Here is a 15,302-nt window from a genome sequence, read left to right as displayed (position 1 = left end):
CACACTACTCAGGCCCTAGACAAACATGTCCTGATCGGCGACCACATCGACTTGTTGATCGGGCCTGCGTCCAGTAGCCAGCACGGTGAAGAAGGCTTTTGCCCCGGCCAGCATCGCCGTAATTCGCCGAACCGGTATGGTGATGGAATCAACGACCATGTTGCTGGCTTGCTCGACGCCGTCGACCATTCCTGTGAACATGTTGTCGACGCGGCTCGTCTGGCGGTGCACGCGTTCCAGAATCTCGGCAGCAACTGCCTGGAACTCGACGCTCTGCTCTTTCAGGCTGTGGGCAAGATCGGCCACGTCGGTCGCAATCGACTCGATCCTTGGAGCGACTTTCTCCAGGGTTTCCCGGGTCCGGGCCAAAATCGGCATGGCCGTCGTGCGCAGTTCCTGGACGTCGGACTGCAGAGACACGATTGTCTTGCGCATGGTGAGGAAAGCCACCAGCATCACGATGGCCTGGACAACCAAGGCGAGGCCTGTGATTCCAACAAAAATTACCAGCAGAGTTGTTTCATTGTTCATTTCGGCTCCGACGCTATCTTTCTAGAGCGATTCCCGGGTAAACCATATCCTGTTGAGATTTGAGCCAGGACGTCGACTCCTGATGGTCGCATCGACTTAAGACATCGGCTTCGGGCACTGCAACCCGAGAATCGCTGCAATTGGTAAAGCCCATTCAGCAATTCCGCGCACTCACGTGAAGGGCGGTAAGAGAGCCGAAGCGCCGATTTCGATCTTCGCAACCAGCTGTGATTGAGCAAAGAAAAGAGCCTGAATCGAATAACGATTCAGGCCCAATCCATCTTCAAGCTGTGGGTTCAGTCGGTTTGGCATTTGCCTGGTAGGCTTCGCGTCCTGCGTCAACGGCCGCACCAACGCGGGTGGTCTGATCCTGCACCAGGTTCTTGCCACGCTCGACGAAATCTTCCCATTGCGCCCGGCCGCGATCTACCACTTCGCGTCCGCGCCCGACATATTGAGTGACCTGTTCCTTGCCCTTGTCGACAATCTGACCGACCTGCTCGGCGGCCTGACGTCCGCGGGCGCGCAGATACTCGGACCCTTCACGAGCGCCTTGTGCAAGATCTTCCCGAGTCTCACGACCGCTCTTCGGGGCATACAAAATGCCGATTAAAGCGCCTACACCTAATCCGGCCAGAAACCAAGCCACTCCCTGGCCCTTGCTCGTATCTTCGCTCATAACCCATATCTCCTTTTGCCCAGTATCAAGAAGCCTGAGCCTATCAAAACACCATGTTACGCCGCAAATACGCCAACGCGTTGAAATTGCACTCTACGCCAAGTGAATAGAATTGCGGATCTGCCGGGAGCGTTGGCTTTTACAACCCCGGTTCTTCTGGCATTGGACGCCGATGGATCAAAATCAGTTGTAAATCACAGACGGGCGACTACTTTGAGGAATGGTTGCCTGTCCCTTTACTTCGGCAGAAGGCCGCGGGCGATCGCATCGAGTATGCCGTTGAGGAAGTTGATTGACTCCGGAGCGGAGTAGCGTCTTGCAATTTCGAGCGCTTCATTGATGACGATGGGGAACGGAGTCGACTTGAACCCGATCATCTCACCCACGGACATGCGGAGCAGGTTGCGGTCGACGGCAGGCATGCGTTCGAGACGCCAGTGACGCGAATTGGCGACGAGCAATTCGTCGATCTGCTGCTGGTGCGTGATCGCCGCGTTGAAGAGATCTTCGGCGAAGCTTCTGACTTCAGGCTCGACGTCGTCAACCGACTTGAAGAAGGTTGCACGCACATGGTCGGGCGTTTGCTTGCCGACGTCCGCCTGAAAGAGCATCTGCATCGCGAGTTCACGGGATTTGCGGCGAGTCCCAGCGGTCAAGCGTTCCCGCCTTCTACGAGCTTTCGCCGCAGGCTCACCATCTCGATTGCCGCGAGGGCAGCTTCGAAGCCCTTATTTCCGGCTTTGATGCCTGCGCGATTCAACGCCTGTTCCAGCGTTTCGCAGGTCAGTACGCCAAAACTGTGCGGGATGCCGGTTTCCTGTTGTGACTGGCCGATGCCGCGCGCCACTTCGTTATAGATGGCTTCGTAGTGCGCTGTCTCGCCGCGCAGCAGGCAGCCGAGCGTCACGATGGCGTCGACCTTATGCTGATCTGCTACGGTGCGGGCCGCGGCGGCCACTTCCCAGGCACCGGGCACGCGCACCACGTCGATGTCTGCGCGTTTGGCGCCGCTGCGGACCAGGGCATCGAGTGCGCCGTCAAGCAGGCGGTCGGTGATCACTGCATTCCAGCGAGCGACGATGATGGCAAAGCGCATGCCTTCGGCGGAGAGGTCGCCTTCGACAGCGATTGGCTTTCCCTTCTGGGGGTCAGTCCACGCCCAGAATGTGAAGGCAAATCCAGGTTCGGGCTCGACAGTGAAGATGCGCGATTGCCAAGAGGTATCGCTGATCTCGGATAAGTGGATAGCTGCGGACTCACCACCTGCGGCGCGGAGCCATCTTGCAGCGGCCTGGTGGGCGGAATCGAGCGACGTTACTTCCACCATGAGATCAGAGACCGACGGAAACCGGCCGAGAACGAATTCAAGGTTTCCGGCGGAAGCGATGAACGATGCGCCGGAGCTCTCTGCATCCTTCCATCCCGAGCCCCTCTCAAATCCCATCGCCTCAAAGAAGCCTGCCAGGCGCTCGTAGACATCAGCGTTGGCCGCGGGGCGCAGAATGGAGATTCCCTTGATCATGCCTTGATTCTATCGTGCTGCAGGGCTGTTTTTCATCGCGCGAGCGAGCCGGAGGCGATTCGGGGGCACAAGAAGAAGGCCGGCACGGAGCCGGCCTTCGATGACGCGAACGCAAGGCGCGTTGCTAGGTGGTCGAGCGCGGCTTGACCGCAATCGCAGTCGTTGGCACTGAATTCGTAGTCGGGGTCGTGATGAGGCAATCAGGATCGGATCCCGGGGTGCACGCCGGCAAATTGGGATTGATCTGCTGCGTGTCCTGGAAGGTGGACGTGTTGACGAAGTGAATGAGGTTGTCGCCCGCCGTCGACACGAAGAAGAGCTTGTCGTCGAGGCTGAATGCGCCTGCAATGGGAGCGGTAACCGCGTTGCCGCCAAAAAGGGTGACGTAGTTCAGAGTGCCCGGGGTTCCACCCGATCCGGGCAGATAGTAGGGCAGCTTTGCGCCCGCAGTCGAGCCGGCGTAGGTGAGGAACGCGAGGTTCGACGCAGGCGAAGCAACAATCTGATTGACCGCCGTAGGGTTGATGCCGCTGACACTCAGTTGCTGTGTTGAGAACGGATGCTGAATCGTCAGCGGTTCCAGGGTCTGGCCGGACTGCGGACAGGCGATGGGCAGGTTCACGGTGGTGGATGATCCGCCGGTTGCCGTGCCGCTGCTCGCAACAAAGGGGATCGAGATGCTGATATCTGAAAGCTGGGCTGCGCCGCCGACGACTGCCGCACCCAGCAGGTGCTGCCCATCGTTGGTTGCGGCCACAGTGTCGGTTTGGACCGGAACGGAGTCACCCTGCGGGTAGAAGATGAGGCTGCTGTAGTTGGTTGCAGTTCCGGAAGGACACCAGGTATGAGCGACTGTGGGGTTGCCACTGAGATATGCACCGACGCCGGGGACGGTGATCGCGAGATTAGTCGCGCCGCCGGACGGAGTCAGATCGTAGGTTGTCCACCCGGTGTTTGCGTTGTAGACGTACAAGGTATCGGAGTGTCCAGCGCCGAGCGATGCGCTGTCGCTCACATACAACGTCTGCGAATCGGGCGTCCACGCCGCGGAGCTGCCGATACCGGTAAAGGACGCGGCGACCGAACCCGATGTGTTGTAGATGTAGAACACGCGCCGGATCGGATCGTTGATGAGCACCTGCTTATTGTTGGGCGAGACAGCAAGTACAGCGCCAGGGACAGCGGTGTTCGGAGTGCCCGCCAAAGCATCGGTCAGGGTGCTAAACGTCATCAATGCGTGGGACGAACCAAAGTAGAGGGTGCTGCCCAGCTGATCCATCACCATGGAATTTGGCACATAGGGCAAACGCACAGTGGAACCCAGCGAGTTGCCGACCAGGTCATAGGGGACAAAGTACTGGGATTGTCCGGGAGCCGAGAACCACACGTAGGAACTTGCGGTGCCTGGGGTGGTGATATCGACGGCATTACTGGAGATCGAGAGGCCGGTGCCGAACAGTCCGATCTGGTTGATGGGTGAAGGATTGCACGCAGAGGGTTCGCAGATGGCGTACACGGATGCCGCGCCTGGGAAGGATGGCACAATTGATCCCGCGCCGCCGACCGAAATGTCGAGTGGGTTGGTTGACTCGTAGAGGAGGGTGAGGCCCGTGATCGGCTGGTTATTCGTGTCGAGCACGGTGGTCACGAGGTTCTGCGTCACTCCCTGGGTCACGGTTCCACTGGTGGCGCCGTTCAGGGTGACGGCAATGGATTTAGGCGGACAGGTGGTGAAGTAGCCGGCGGAGGATCCGGAGCCGGCGACCGACGCCGTTATGGTAGTGGTGCCGGGTTGGGCCGCGGTGATCACGTTGGTGGCATTGTTCAGGGTGGCAACCGCGGCGGTTCCGACCGAGTACGTCAGTGCGCCGATCGAGTTGGAGCAACTGGGAACCGAGGTGACGCCCGGAGGCAATCCACCCGGACACGAATAGTGCGTGACTGTGGAGGGGGCGCAGAACTCATACTGCGTGCCTCCCGAAGTAAAGCATGCTTCTGAATCGAGCTGAGCGCTCGCACCCTGGGAAAAGCATTGCTGCGCTCCCGCGGTTGTTCCCGACGTTGCAAGAGTTACCGAACTCACCTGGGCATGTATGTAGATTTGTACAGGGTTTGAAGTTACCGAGTTGGCTGAGGCCGAAATGAACGCTGTTTCATAGGGCAATCCGCCGGAGTTGGGGGTGGGGTTGGGAGGATTGCAGATGGTAAAGTCCGGGATGCCGCCGCCGGAGTTGCGATTCCATGTCCCTGCGCACATGTTCCCGGTGGGTGAGATATCGAGAATCTGGTTATTGGTGGTGGCATAGGAATAACTTCCCACGCTTGCGCTTGTGCCCTTGCAGGTGGTCGCCGTGGGGGCATTGATCTGGCGGGTCTGTCCGAAAGCTATCGATACACCCGTCGTTTTCGGTTCCAGATCGATCGCAAAAACTTGCGTATCTTTCAGTCCATAGCCCTGACCGTTGCAAAAATTTCCTGCGGGGTTACGGGTACAGCCGGAGAAGGATATCCCCGCTGGAATTGCCAGAAACACTATGAAGACAAGCGTCAAATACCGCCGCATGAATCCTCCCCGCCCCGCCCGATCGAACCGCGGAACGGTCTCTCCAGAATGCGTTAAGAAATATGGGTTGAAAGCGAGCCTGCCTTAAGCCCAGCGCCGGCCAGAAGCCGGCTCAAAATGCGCGGGCTACCGGCCTTCGGGATTCGTCCACTGCATGCAGCCGGTCGACAGAACACGCTCGATTTGCTCCAAAGAAAAGTGTATCAGGACAGGATGGCTATCCAGCTCTATCCTGTCCTGTCTGATTGCCTTGTACTCCAATAGACTCGCCGGTCTGCGAATTGGGGAGCAACGGCTCTCAATGGGAGCCAGCGCCTTTTTCGGTAGATGCCGAGGCAGGCATATATATGGCAAACCACTCAACGGCCCGATCCATAACATCGCGACGATGTTCGGGGTTCACAAACCCGTGTCCTTCGTTGGGATACACGACCAACTGGGTTGGAATGTGTTCATCGCGGAGTGCATGCCAAAACTCGTACGACTGTGGTGCGGGGCATTCGCCGTCGCGGTCACCGACAACGACGAGGGTGGGGGTATGCGCCTGCTTGATGTAGTTGATGGCCGAGCTTTTGGCGTAGACCGCAGGATCGTCGTACACAGAAGCGCCGAAGTACGGAATCATCCACTGGTCGATGGAGTTCTCGCCATAGTAGCTCTGCCAGTTGGAGAGGCCGGCGCCGGAAACCGCGGCCTTGAAGCGGTTGGTCTGGGTGACGGCGAACATGGTCATGAAGCCGCCGTAACTCCAACCCGTGATTCCAACTCTTTGCGGATCTACCGGGTATTTCGCCAGCACGGTATCGACGCCGGCGAGGATGTCGCGCAGGTCGCCGTAGCCAAAGTCCTTCCGGTTGGCCTGTGTGAAAGCCTCACCCTGGCCGTAGCTGCCGCGGGGATTCGGCTCCAGAACAAAGTAGCCGAGCGCGGAGAATGCGGTGGAACTGAGCCCACCGCCGCCGCCCCAGCGGGCTGTGACGGCAGCGGCCGGCCCTCCGTGGACTTCAACGATGAGGGGATACTTCTTGCCCGGGTCATAATCCTTGGGAAGCAGGAGCCAACCCTGCACGCGGAACCCGTCGCTCTTCCAGTTCACCGACTCGGCTTTACCCCAGGCAGGCTGTACGCCATCGTTGAAGTGGGAGAGTTGCATTACGCCTTCGAGGCCCGAGGTCATGACAGTGCCAGGCTTGGCTGCATAAATTTCGCGCGGATGCTCGAAGTTGCTGGCGCCGAATACAAACATCGACCGATCGGCGGTGGATGAGAGGCTCATCTCCATGCGGCCGTCGCCTACGCTGCCGGGGATCGAGAAGATGGGTGAACCGAATGTAACCTGCCCGCTGCCAATGCGATCACCGCTGAGCTTGTATCGGACCAGTTGATTGTTGCCGCCGGCGAGTTCGCTGACAAACAAGTAGTCGTTGCTGCCCCACTCGATCCACGCGGGCGAAGTCGGCCTGCCCTGGGTGAGATCGCGGGGTTGGCCGCCGTCAGACGACACGATCCAGACATCGCCGCCGGTGGAACCCTGGTCGCTCATCAGCCCGCCAATAAATGCGATGGTCTTGCCATCGGGCGACCAGCGTGGCACAGCGATCTGCAACCCATGGAGCGCACCGGATACCGTCTCCGGCGCCAGAATCGCCTTCGGCTGTCCGTCGACGGTTTGGGTGTACAGCTTTGCCACCCACCAATTGTTTTCGCCTGGCGGATTGGCTGCCACGTAGGCCACTTCTTTGGAATCGGGCGCCCAATTGAATTCGTAAACATGGAGATTGGCGGGCGTCACCAGGGTGGGCTGAGCCGCCTCGGAGTCAACGCGGGCAAGAGCCACGCGCTGAATCTCAACCCCGTCCTCGCCAATCACGCCAGACGGAGGCTTCATGGCAGCAAGGGCGCCCGCGGGCCGGGATGCGCCCTCAACGTAGAGGAAGGCGATTTCGCTGCTGTCCGGCGAGAAGGCAGGGGCTTGCGGAAGTCCTTTCATGGTCGTCAGGCGCTTTGCCGGACTGCCATCGAGCCGGGAGAGATAGAGGTCGACCTGATGGTCCGCGGAGTTGGCGCAGTCAGAGAAGAAGGCAAAGCTCTTCGAATCGGGCGCCCATGCAAACTCGCCTTCGCGACAATGCTGCTCGGAGTTGGTTGCCGCCGTAACGCGCTCAGTCTTCGCGAGGTCGGCTGGCGAAGCGATACGAATCTCCGATCCTCCGCGGCCGCCTTCGATCCATGCGAGCCTTTTACCGTCAGGCGAGATTGCCACCTGTCCAAATCCCCGCCCGCGATTGAGCCCGCGCAAAACTTCTTCGATATGGGAACGGTCGGTCACGCCGGGGGTGGGAGCTGCCTGCGCGTGAACCTGTGGAATGCCTATTGCGGCCAGTGCGAGGCAGACACCGAATGCCAGCATCGAATTTAGAGCTTTGCGAAGGGGAATCTGTGACATGCAGAAATGCTATCAGGCGAAAGCGTACACAACTGATAGCTGGAGCAGCAAAAAGGCGGACCGCTTTCCCGGCCGGAATCCGAGGTTTTGTCAGGAGGATAGCCTCTCGAAACGTGAGACGGCGAAACAAACCCACGGCCGGCATCTGCATCCCAATTGCTTATTAAGGGCTCAAGGGACGCCTTAGAGCTTACATAAGCGTAATTACTATTCGTTCTGTAGACCGGCCCGCAATGTAAGCGTTTGCCGACGCTTGGGCGCTGAAAACAAGACAAGAAACACGAGAGAGCAGGGCCAATGTTTGCTGACAGCCAGATTCGTCTGTCTACGGGGGTTCCCGGTCTAGACGATATTCTTCGCGGCGGTCTTGCCAAGGGTTTTCTTTATCTTATCGAGGGGAATCCGGGCGCCGGAAAGACGACACTGGCGTTGCAATTCCTGATCGAGGGAGCCCAGCGCGGCGAGAAGGGACTCTATCTTTCTCTCGCTGAGAGCGAGGACGAACTGCGACATGTGGCAGCGTCCCATGGGATGAATGTGGAGAACATCGAAATCTGCAAGATTTCGCCACCCGAGATAGCTGGCGAAATCGAACAGCAATACACGGTATTCCAACCGGCCGAAGTAGAACTGGCGGACGTTCTGGAGACGATTCTAGCCAAGGTGCGGGACCTCCAGCCGTCGCGCGTGATTATCGATTCGATGTCGGAATTGCGCATGCTGGCGCGCGATGCGGTGCGCTACCGCCGGCAGGTATTGAGCCTCAAGCAATTTTTCGAGGGACGGGATTGTACGACGCTGCTGCTGGATGAGCGGTTTCGCGAGAATCTGGAGAGCCAGGTACAGACCATCGCTCATGGAGTGATTTCGCTGGAAGTGCTGCAGCGCAATTACGGGATCACGAGGCGGCGGCTGGAGGTATTGAAGATCCGGGCATCTAGCTTTCGCGAGGGATATCACGATTACGTCATCGTGAAGGGCGGGGTGCGGGTGTTTCCGCGGCTGGTGTCGGGCGAGCATCGCGGGATGAAGGTGGAACCGGAGAATCTGCCGAGCGGAGTGACGGAATTGGATTCCTTGTTCAATGGCGGCGTGCAGCGGGGTACGAGCACGCTGGTTGCGGGACCGACGGGGTGTGGAAAGTCAACGTTGTGCACGCAATTTGTGCAGAGCGCGGCCAAGCGCGGAGAAAAGAGCGCGATCTTTGCATTCGATGAGACGCGCCAATCGTTCATTTTGAGGAGCCGCGGACTAGGAATGGATCTGGACCGTTATCTCGACGATGGATCGATCTACCTTGAGCAAGTGGATCCGGCGGAGCTTTCGCCGGGAGAATTCGTGCACCGAATTCGCGAAGGGGTGGAGCAGGAGAAGTGGCGCATCGTGGTGATCGACAGCCTCAATGGACTGATGAACTCCATGAATGAAGAACAGGCGCTGACGGTGCAACTGCATGAGCTGTTGTCGTACCTGAACCAGGTGGGCGTGGCTTCGTTCCTGGTGCTGGCGCAGTATGGAATCCTTGGGAGCGCGATGTCGTCGCCGACAGACGTGAGCTACCTCGCCGACAATGTGCTGCTGCTGCGCTACTTCGAGGCGGGCGGCGAGGTGCGACAGGCTATCTCGGTGATGAAACGGCGATCGGGACCGCATGAGCGGTCGATTCGGGAAGTGCAGATGCGCTCAGGCAAGCTGATGATTGGCGATCCACTGCGTAACTTCGTCGGAGTGCTTACCGGAACGCCGCAGTACACAGGAGGACAACCGTTGCTGTGACTGAGTCGTTGGCCAATGTTCCCCGCTTCCTGGTAGTCGCTCCAGTGGGTCGTGACGGCGAACTGATTTGCGGGTTATTGAATCGAGGGGGATATCGGGCGGAGTGTGTGCCGCACGTGCGCGAAGTAGCTGGGGTCGACAGCGCGCTTCTGCTGGGATTGATTCTGACGGATGAAGCGCTTTTGCGCGGCGGTATCGAAGCTTTCAGAAAGATGATTGATGCGCAGCCGGTGTGGTCAGAACTGCCGGCGATTCTTCTGACCAGCGGCGCAGGCGAATCCAGTTACGCGGCGATGGCGAGCCGCGCACGCACGGAAATTCACAGCTTGATTCTGCTGGAACGGCCTGTACGCATGGAGATGCTGCTGAGTGCCATCGAGGTGGCGCACAACTCGCGGCAGAAACAACTCCAGGTTCGCGACGCCACGGTAAGGCAGTCTCAAAGCGATGAGGCTCTGCGGAAGTCCGAGCACCTGGCGGTGACGGGCCGGCTGGTCGCCACCATGGCGCACGAAGTGAACAATCCACTGGAAGCGCTAGGCAACCTTCTTTACCTGGTGGAGCACAGCCATTCTCTCGAAGAGGCGCAGTCGTTCGGACACCTTGCGGCGAACGAGTTTCAGCGCATCAATGAGATCGTGGATCATACCCTGAAGTTTCATCGCGCACCGGCCAAGCCGGCTTTCACCGATGTTTCGGAACTGGCAATCTCGGCGCTGACACTGTTCCGGGGCAAGCTGCGCGAGCGGCAGATTCGCGAACGAATCAAGGTAGAGAGGGCGTTTGGATACTGTTGCGAAGGCGAGATACGGCAGGCCCTGGTAAACCTGATCGGCAACGCGGTCGATGCGATGCGCGAGGGCGGAAACCTGCGGATCCATGTTTTGCCGGTATCGATCAACGGAGTGGAGCACGCGCGACTGACCGTGGCCGATACCGGAGGGGGCATTCGCAAGGAGATTCGCCAGAATCTATTCAAGCAGTTCTTCACGACAAAGGGCAGCAGCGGAACGGGACTCGGGCTGTGGCTGACGCGCGACGTCGTCGAGAAGAATGGGGGGAGGTTGCGTTTTCGTTCGCGCACGGAGGCACCGAGCGGAACGGTCTTCACGATGTATCTGCCGACGGAGCGGGGACGCGGCGCGGATGACCGCACGGTGGGGAGTTCAGCCGGGCGAAACGATCTCGGCGGGCCGCCAGAGTAGCCGACCGATGGATGAATGTAAACAGCCGCACCGAGGTGCGGCTATTTTTCGCTGTCCAGGACCTGCATCTGGTGCGCGTCGTAGCGGGTACCGGCCGCGGCGTCGGCTGGAATGGCAGCTTCAATCGCGGCAACCTCCGCCGGTGTAAGTGTGACTTCGAGAGCGGCAAGGCTCTCAGCGAGTTGGGCGCGGGTGCGCGCGCCGATGACCGGAATGATGGTCGGACTTTTCGCGAGGACCCAGGCAATGGCGAGCTGGGATTGGGTGATGCCCTTGCCCGCGGCAATTTCGGCGAGCCGCGCAACGAGTTTCTGATTCTTCGCCTCGTTTTCGGCGGCAAACCGCGGGAAACGGTTGCGGATGTCGCCGGGACCATTCTTGGAGGAACCCGAGAGCAATCCGCGCGATAGGACGCCGTAGGCGGTGACCGCGATGCCGAGTTCCTCGAGGACTGGAAAGATCTTCGATTCGGGCGACCGGCTGATCAGCGAGTATTCGATTTGCAGGTCGACGATGGGATGGACGGCGGCAGCGCGGCGCATGATTTCAGGGCCGACTTCCGAGAGGCCGATATGGCGGACGTAGCCTGCCTGAATCATGTCGGCGATGGCGCCGATGGTGTCTTCAATTGGGACGTTGGGGTCAAGGCGAGCGGGGCGGTAGATGTCGATGTGGTCGACACCGAGGCGCTTGAGCGAATAGGCGAGTGCAGTTTTGACGGCAGCGGGGCGTGCATCGTAGCCGAGCCACGCGCCGTCGGGGCCGCGCTGGGCGCCGAACTTGACCGAGATGAGGACCTTCTCGCGGAAGAAGCGCAGAGCCCGGCTAAGGAGCATCTCGTTGTGGCCCATGCCGTAGAAATCACCTGTGTCGAGGAGGGTGACGCCGGCGTCAATGGCGGTATGGATGGTGGCGAGTGACTCCGGTTCATCTGCGGGTCCGTACATGCCGCTCATGCCCATGCAACCGAGGGCAATGGGGAATACGGCAGGGCCGGTGCGGCCCAGTTTACGCGGCTGAATGGCAGATGCAGTGGTCATGGCGCTCTCTCTCCGTGAGGCATGGTAAGCCTGTCGATGAGATGCGGCAAGTGATATGCGGCTGCAATTTCAATGAAGCGGAAGCCGCTACGGATTTGCGGCGCAGCCTCCGGCCAATCGGCCTGCGGGAGGGGCATCCACCGTGCCCCTGAGCATCTTCGCGATCTGGCTCATTTGCATGGGGCCGGCGTAGTTGTAAAAGACGCCGGAGCACACGACATTTCCGCTGAGGCGGAAGAGCGAATAGGTGCCGACAGCGCCACCACTGAAGTTGGTCTTGTTGCCGAGAATGGCGTTCCCGGTTTTTGCCACGGTTCCTCCGGACTCGAGCGCCTTGAGCCACAGCAGATACCAGGTGCCATTTTCACCTGACTGGCTTTCGCCAGAGGCGGAGCCAAGTTCCTGCGCCAGTCCATCCGCTCGTAGCACTGCACTGAGATGAGAAATGACAGGCTCAGGAGGAGGAGTTGTGCCGGACGAGGATGCGGGAGGCGCGGGCACATGGGTGTCGGCGAGCGACTTCAAGAATGCGTCGATTGCCTGGCCGATGGCCTGCTTGTCGCCTTCAGCCTGCTTGTCGCTTTCACCTTGTGGCCCTTTCTCAGTTGCGGGACCGTGTTCCGCATCGGGCGATGCGGTGTGATCTGGCTGCCTTTCAGCGGGACTTGCGGTGAGACAATCACGGGCTTTGAGCAGCGCTGCGACGTTCGACATGAACGGCGAGTGCGCATTGTCCACTGCGGCAAGCGAGCGCGGCATATACGTGTCGGGAATTACGACCGATAAGCCGAGTGCCCTCAGGTGTCCGGCGATGTCCGCGACAAGCGCCTGATCTCCGATGTTCCCTTCGACCGGATTGCTTTCAGAGGAACTGGAAAAGAGGGCCTGCGCAAATGAGAGAGCCTGGCCGCCGGGAATCATGGAGAGGATTGTCGAACCCAGAGACGACGAAGAAGCTGTCGCACCTCGATCCCGCGAATTCTGCGGGCAGTAATGGTTGGCACGCAGCGTAAGCATCCTCATATTGGCAAGGTCCGCGCGCCAAAGCTGAAATTCTGACAGTGCGCTAGACGGAGAAGCAACAACGACGATGCCCGCGCCGGGGCCGGAGACTGCCCGGGGCGAGCATTTTTCGTCAGCGGCGCCGACGTTCCGAGCAATGCCGCAGGCGACCGCCTGGCCTTGAGTGTCCATGGCTGTGTAGGTCAGCATCTCGGATTCGATGGCGAATCCGGATTTGGTTCCGGAGGTCGCAGGTGGAGCGGGCGTGGCGGCTGGCTTCGCAGTGGAAGACTGTGCGCTCGATAAACAGCCGCAAGCCAGAACGATAGCAGCCAGGGTAGACACAACGCGTGGTGCGTGACCACGCCGAAATAAAACACTCATTGGAGATCTCCGAGAGGGTAAATGGAAGCAACCGGTCAGCCAATCAAGCCTTCAACGAGGGAACACCCCGTTGATACCCGTCCTCATTTGTTCGCTGATGGAAGGGAATGGTAGCACTGTTCTTGCGATAGCGCATTGAAAACAAATAATTGACCGTGGAAGCGACGGAGTGTGCCGAGAGCATGAAGACGGGACTCTATTTCGATTTCGAGGCTGGATTAGGGGGTGAGGCAAGGCGTCGAAGATTGGGAGTGCCGGTGTTCCAGATCACGAGGTTTCCACAGAAGATGGGAAAAGTGGGCGGACGAGAAGGGTGCGGGGATCGCAAGAAGTTCTGTCTACATATGGGTTTATGTACGTTTATTCGCGGAATAAGCAGGGTGGTATCCACTTTATAGTTCAACGGAACCTGATTTTCTGCCATACTTGACTGTGCCCACCAGGTACGTCCAATCACAACAACTAAACAGTGAGGTCGCAGCTATGACGGCGAAATACGTCTTTGTGACAGGCGGAGTTGTGTCCAGTTTAGGCAAGGGTCTTGCGGCAGCGTCGATCGGCTGCCTGCTCGAGAGCCGCGGCTTGCGCGTGAACATGATGAAGTTTGACCCGTACCTGAATGTCGATCCGGGGACGATGTCGCCGTTTCAGCACGGCGAGGTATTCGTGACCGATGACGGAGCCGAAACTGACCTCGATTTGGGGCACTACGAGCGCTTCACGCACGCTCCGCTGTCGCGCGATAACAACCTGACAACCGGGCGGATTTACGAACAGATCATCCTGAAGGAACGCCGGGGCGACTACCTCGGCAAGACCGTACAGGTGATTCCGCATGTGACCAACGAGATCAAGAATGCGATGCGGAAGGTCTCGGCGAACGGACACGATGTGACGATCGTGGAGATCGGCGGGACGGTGGGCGATATCGAATCGCTTCCCTTCCTCGAAGCGATCCGCCAGATGCGGCAGGAGCTGGGGCGCGAGAATACGGTGTTTGTTCACCTGACGCTGGTGCCGTGGATTGCAGCTGCGCAGGAATTGAAGACCAAGCCGACGCAACACTCGGTGAAGGAATTGCTCTCGATCGGGATCCAGGCGGATGTGCTGCTATGCCGGAGCGACCGGCACCTGAGCCGCGAGATGCGCCAGAAGATCGCCGCATTCTGCAACGTTGAAGAGCGGGCGGTGATCGGGGCGACGACCGTGCCGTCGATCTACGAGGTTCCGCTGAATTTTGCGCAGGAGGGGCTGGATGGATTGATCCTGAAATACCTGCACAAGGAGGCTCCTGAAGCTGATTTGAGTGCGTGGAAAGCGCTGGTGGAGCGGTGCTACCGCCCAAAGGACGACGTCTCGATTGGGATTGTGGGCAAGTACGTGGAGTACGAGGACAGCTATAAATCGCTGAAAGAGGCGCTTACGCATGGCGCCCTGGCGCACAATCTGAAGCTGAATGTGACGTGGATTGAGGCTGAGGGGCTTGAGTCGAAATCGCCGGAGGACACGAGCTACGAGACGCAGCTCGAGGGGTTCGACGGGATACTGGTGCCGGGCGGGTTTGGAAAGCGCGGTATCGAGGGGATGCTGAACGCGATCAAGTTTGCGCGCGAGAAGAAGGTGCCGTATTTCGGCATTTGCCTTGGCATGCAGACGGCCTGCATTGAATTTGCACGGAACGTGTGCGGACTGAAAGATGCGAACTCGAGCGAGTTCGACCCGGCGGCGCAACATCGCGTGATCTACAAGCTGCGGGAGTTGCTGGGCGTGGAAGAGATGGGCGGCACGATGCGGCTGGGCGCATGGACCTGCGAGATTCAACCGGACACCCTGGCGCATCGCATCTATGGTGCAACGGAGATCAGCGAGCGTCACCGGCATCGCTATGAGTTCAACCGCGAGTATGAAGCGTTGTTGACGGGCGGCGGGTTGCAGATCAGCGGGTCTACGCCGGATTCGACGTATGTGGAGATTGTGGAGCTGCCGGAGCATCCGTACTTCATCGGCTGCCAGTTCCATCCGGAATTCAAATCGAAACCGCTGGAGCCGCATCCGCTGTTCCGGGAGTTTATTGCGGCTAGCTACAAGAACCGGGTTGGCCGCGGAGTAGAGAAGACAACTTCGGCTGCAGAGGTTCGGTAGTTTCGCGGGGCG

The 15,302-nt window shown here is 59.2% G+C and carries 11 protein-coding genes; 3 read left to right on the top strand and 8 right to left on the bottom strand.

The window, feature by feature from the left end; translation table 11 throughout:
• Positions 1 to 15 precede the first annotated feature (15 nt).
• The 6 genes from VK574_RS17095 to VK574_RS17070 form a co-directional block, all read right to left on the bottom strand.
• The gene (locus VK574_RS17095) at positions 16 to 531 is read right to left on the bottom strand and encodes a hypothetical protein (protein WP_472801075.1); all 516 of its coding nucleotides are present in this window, start codon (positions 529 to 531) and stop codon (positions 16 to 18) included.
• A gap of 283 nt (positions 532 to 814) precedes the next feature.
• The gene (locus VK574_RS17090; RefSeq protein ID WP_472801074.1) at positions 815 to 1,210 is read right to left on the bottom strand and encodes a YtxH domain-containing protein; all 396 of its coding nucleotides are present in this window, start codon (positions 1,208 to 1,210) and stop codon (positions 815 to 817) included.
• Positions 1,211 to 1,446: 236 nt separating this feature from the next.
• Positions 1,447 to 1,827 carry a transcription antitermination factor NusB gene (gene nusB / locus VK574_RS17085; protein WP_472801244.1) on the bottom strand — a complete coding sequence of 127 codons (381 nt, stop codon included), beginning with the start codon at positions 1,825 to 1,827 and terminating at the stop codon, positions 1,447 to 1,449.
• Between the two features lie 35 nt (positions 1,828 to 1,862).
• Positions 1,863 to 2,732: a 6,7-dimethyl-8-ribityllumazine synthase gene (gene ribH / locus VK574_RS17080; RefSeq protein ID WP_472801073.1), complete on the bottom strand. Its 870-nt coding sequence runs from the start codon at positions 2,730 to 2,732 to the stop codon at positions 1,863 to 1,865.
• 124 nt (positions 2,733 to 2,856) lie between these two features.
• On the bottom strand, positions 2,857 to 5,295 hold the full coding sequence (locus VK574_RS17075; RefSeq protein ID WP_472801072.1) for a YncE family protein: 2,439 nt from the start codon (positions 5,293 to 5,295) through the stop codon (positions 2,857 to 2,859).
• A 298-nt stretch (positions 5,296 to 5,593) separates the two neighbouring features.
• Positions 5,594 to 7,741, bottom strand: coding sequence for a S9 family peptidase (locus tag VK574_RS17070; protein ID WP_472801071.1), 2,148 nt, complete (start codon positions 7,739 to 7,741; stop codon positions 5,594 to 5,596).
• A 297-nt stretch (positions 7,742 to 8,038) separates the two neighbouring features.
• Here VK574_RS17070 and VK574_RS17065 point away from each other — a divergent pair, with 297 nt between their 5' ends.
• Positions 8,039 to 9,517 carry a DUF7125 family protein gene (locus tag VK574_RS17065; protein ID WP_472801070.1) on the top strand — a complete coding sequence of 493 codons (1,479 nt, stop codon included), beginning with the start codon at positions 8,039 to 8,041 and terminating at the stop codon, positions 9,515 to 9,517.
• Positions 9,514 to 10,722: a sensor histidine kinase gene (locus VK574_RS17060; protein WP_472801069.1), complete on the top strand. Its 1,209-nt coding sequence runs from the start codon at positions 9,514 to 9,516 to the stop codon at positions 10,720 to 10,722. Before VK574_RS17065 ends, VK574_RS17060 begins: the two co-directional genes overlap by 4 nt.
• 41 nt (positions 10,723 to 10,763) lie before the next feature.
• On the opposite strand, the gene VK574_RS17055 is transcribed toward VK574_RS17060, so the two are convergent.
• The gene (locus VK574_RS17055) at positions 10,764 to 11,762 is read right to left on the bottom strand and encodes an aldo/keto reductase (RefSeq protein WP_472801068.1); all 999 of its coding nucleotides are present in this window, start codon (positions 11,760 to 11,762) and stop codon (positions 10,764 to 10,766) included.
• A gap of 87 nt (positions 11,763 to 11,849) precedes the next feature.
• The gene (locus VK574_RS17050) at positions 11,850 to 13,148 is read right to left on the bottom strand and encodes a hypothetical protein (protein WP_472801067.1); all 1,299 of its coding nucleotides are present in this window, start codon (positions 13,146 to 13,148) and stop codon (positions 11,850 to 11,852) included.
• Positions 13,149 to 13,631: 483 nt separating this feature from the next.
• Here VK574_RS17050 and VK574_RS17045 point away from each other — a divergent pair, with 483 nt between their 5' ends.
• Positions 13,632 to 15,290 carry a CTP synthase gene (locus VK574_RS17045; RefSeq protein ID WP_472801066.1) on the top strand — a complete coding sequence of 553 codons (1,659 nt, stop codon included), beginning with the start codon at positions 13,632 to 13,634 and terminating at the stop codon, positions 15,288 to 15,290.
• Positions 15,291 to 15,302 lie beyond the last annotated feature (12 nt).

It is taken from the genome of Occallatibacter sp. (genome assembly GCF_035317045.1).
Taxonomy (GTDB): domain Bacteria; phylum Acidobacteriota; class Terriglobia; order Terriglobales; family Acidobacteriaceae; genus Telmatobacter.
The sequence above is the reverse complement of the archived record's forward strand: the minus strand, read 5'-3'. Positions and strand labels throughout refer to the sequence as shown.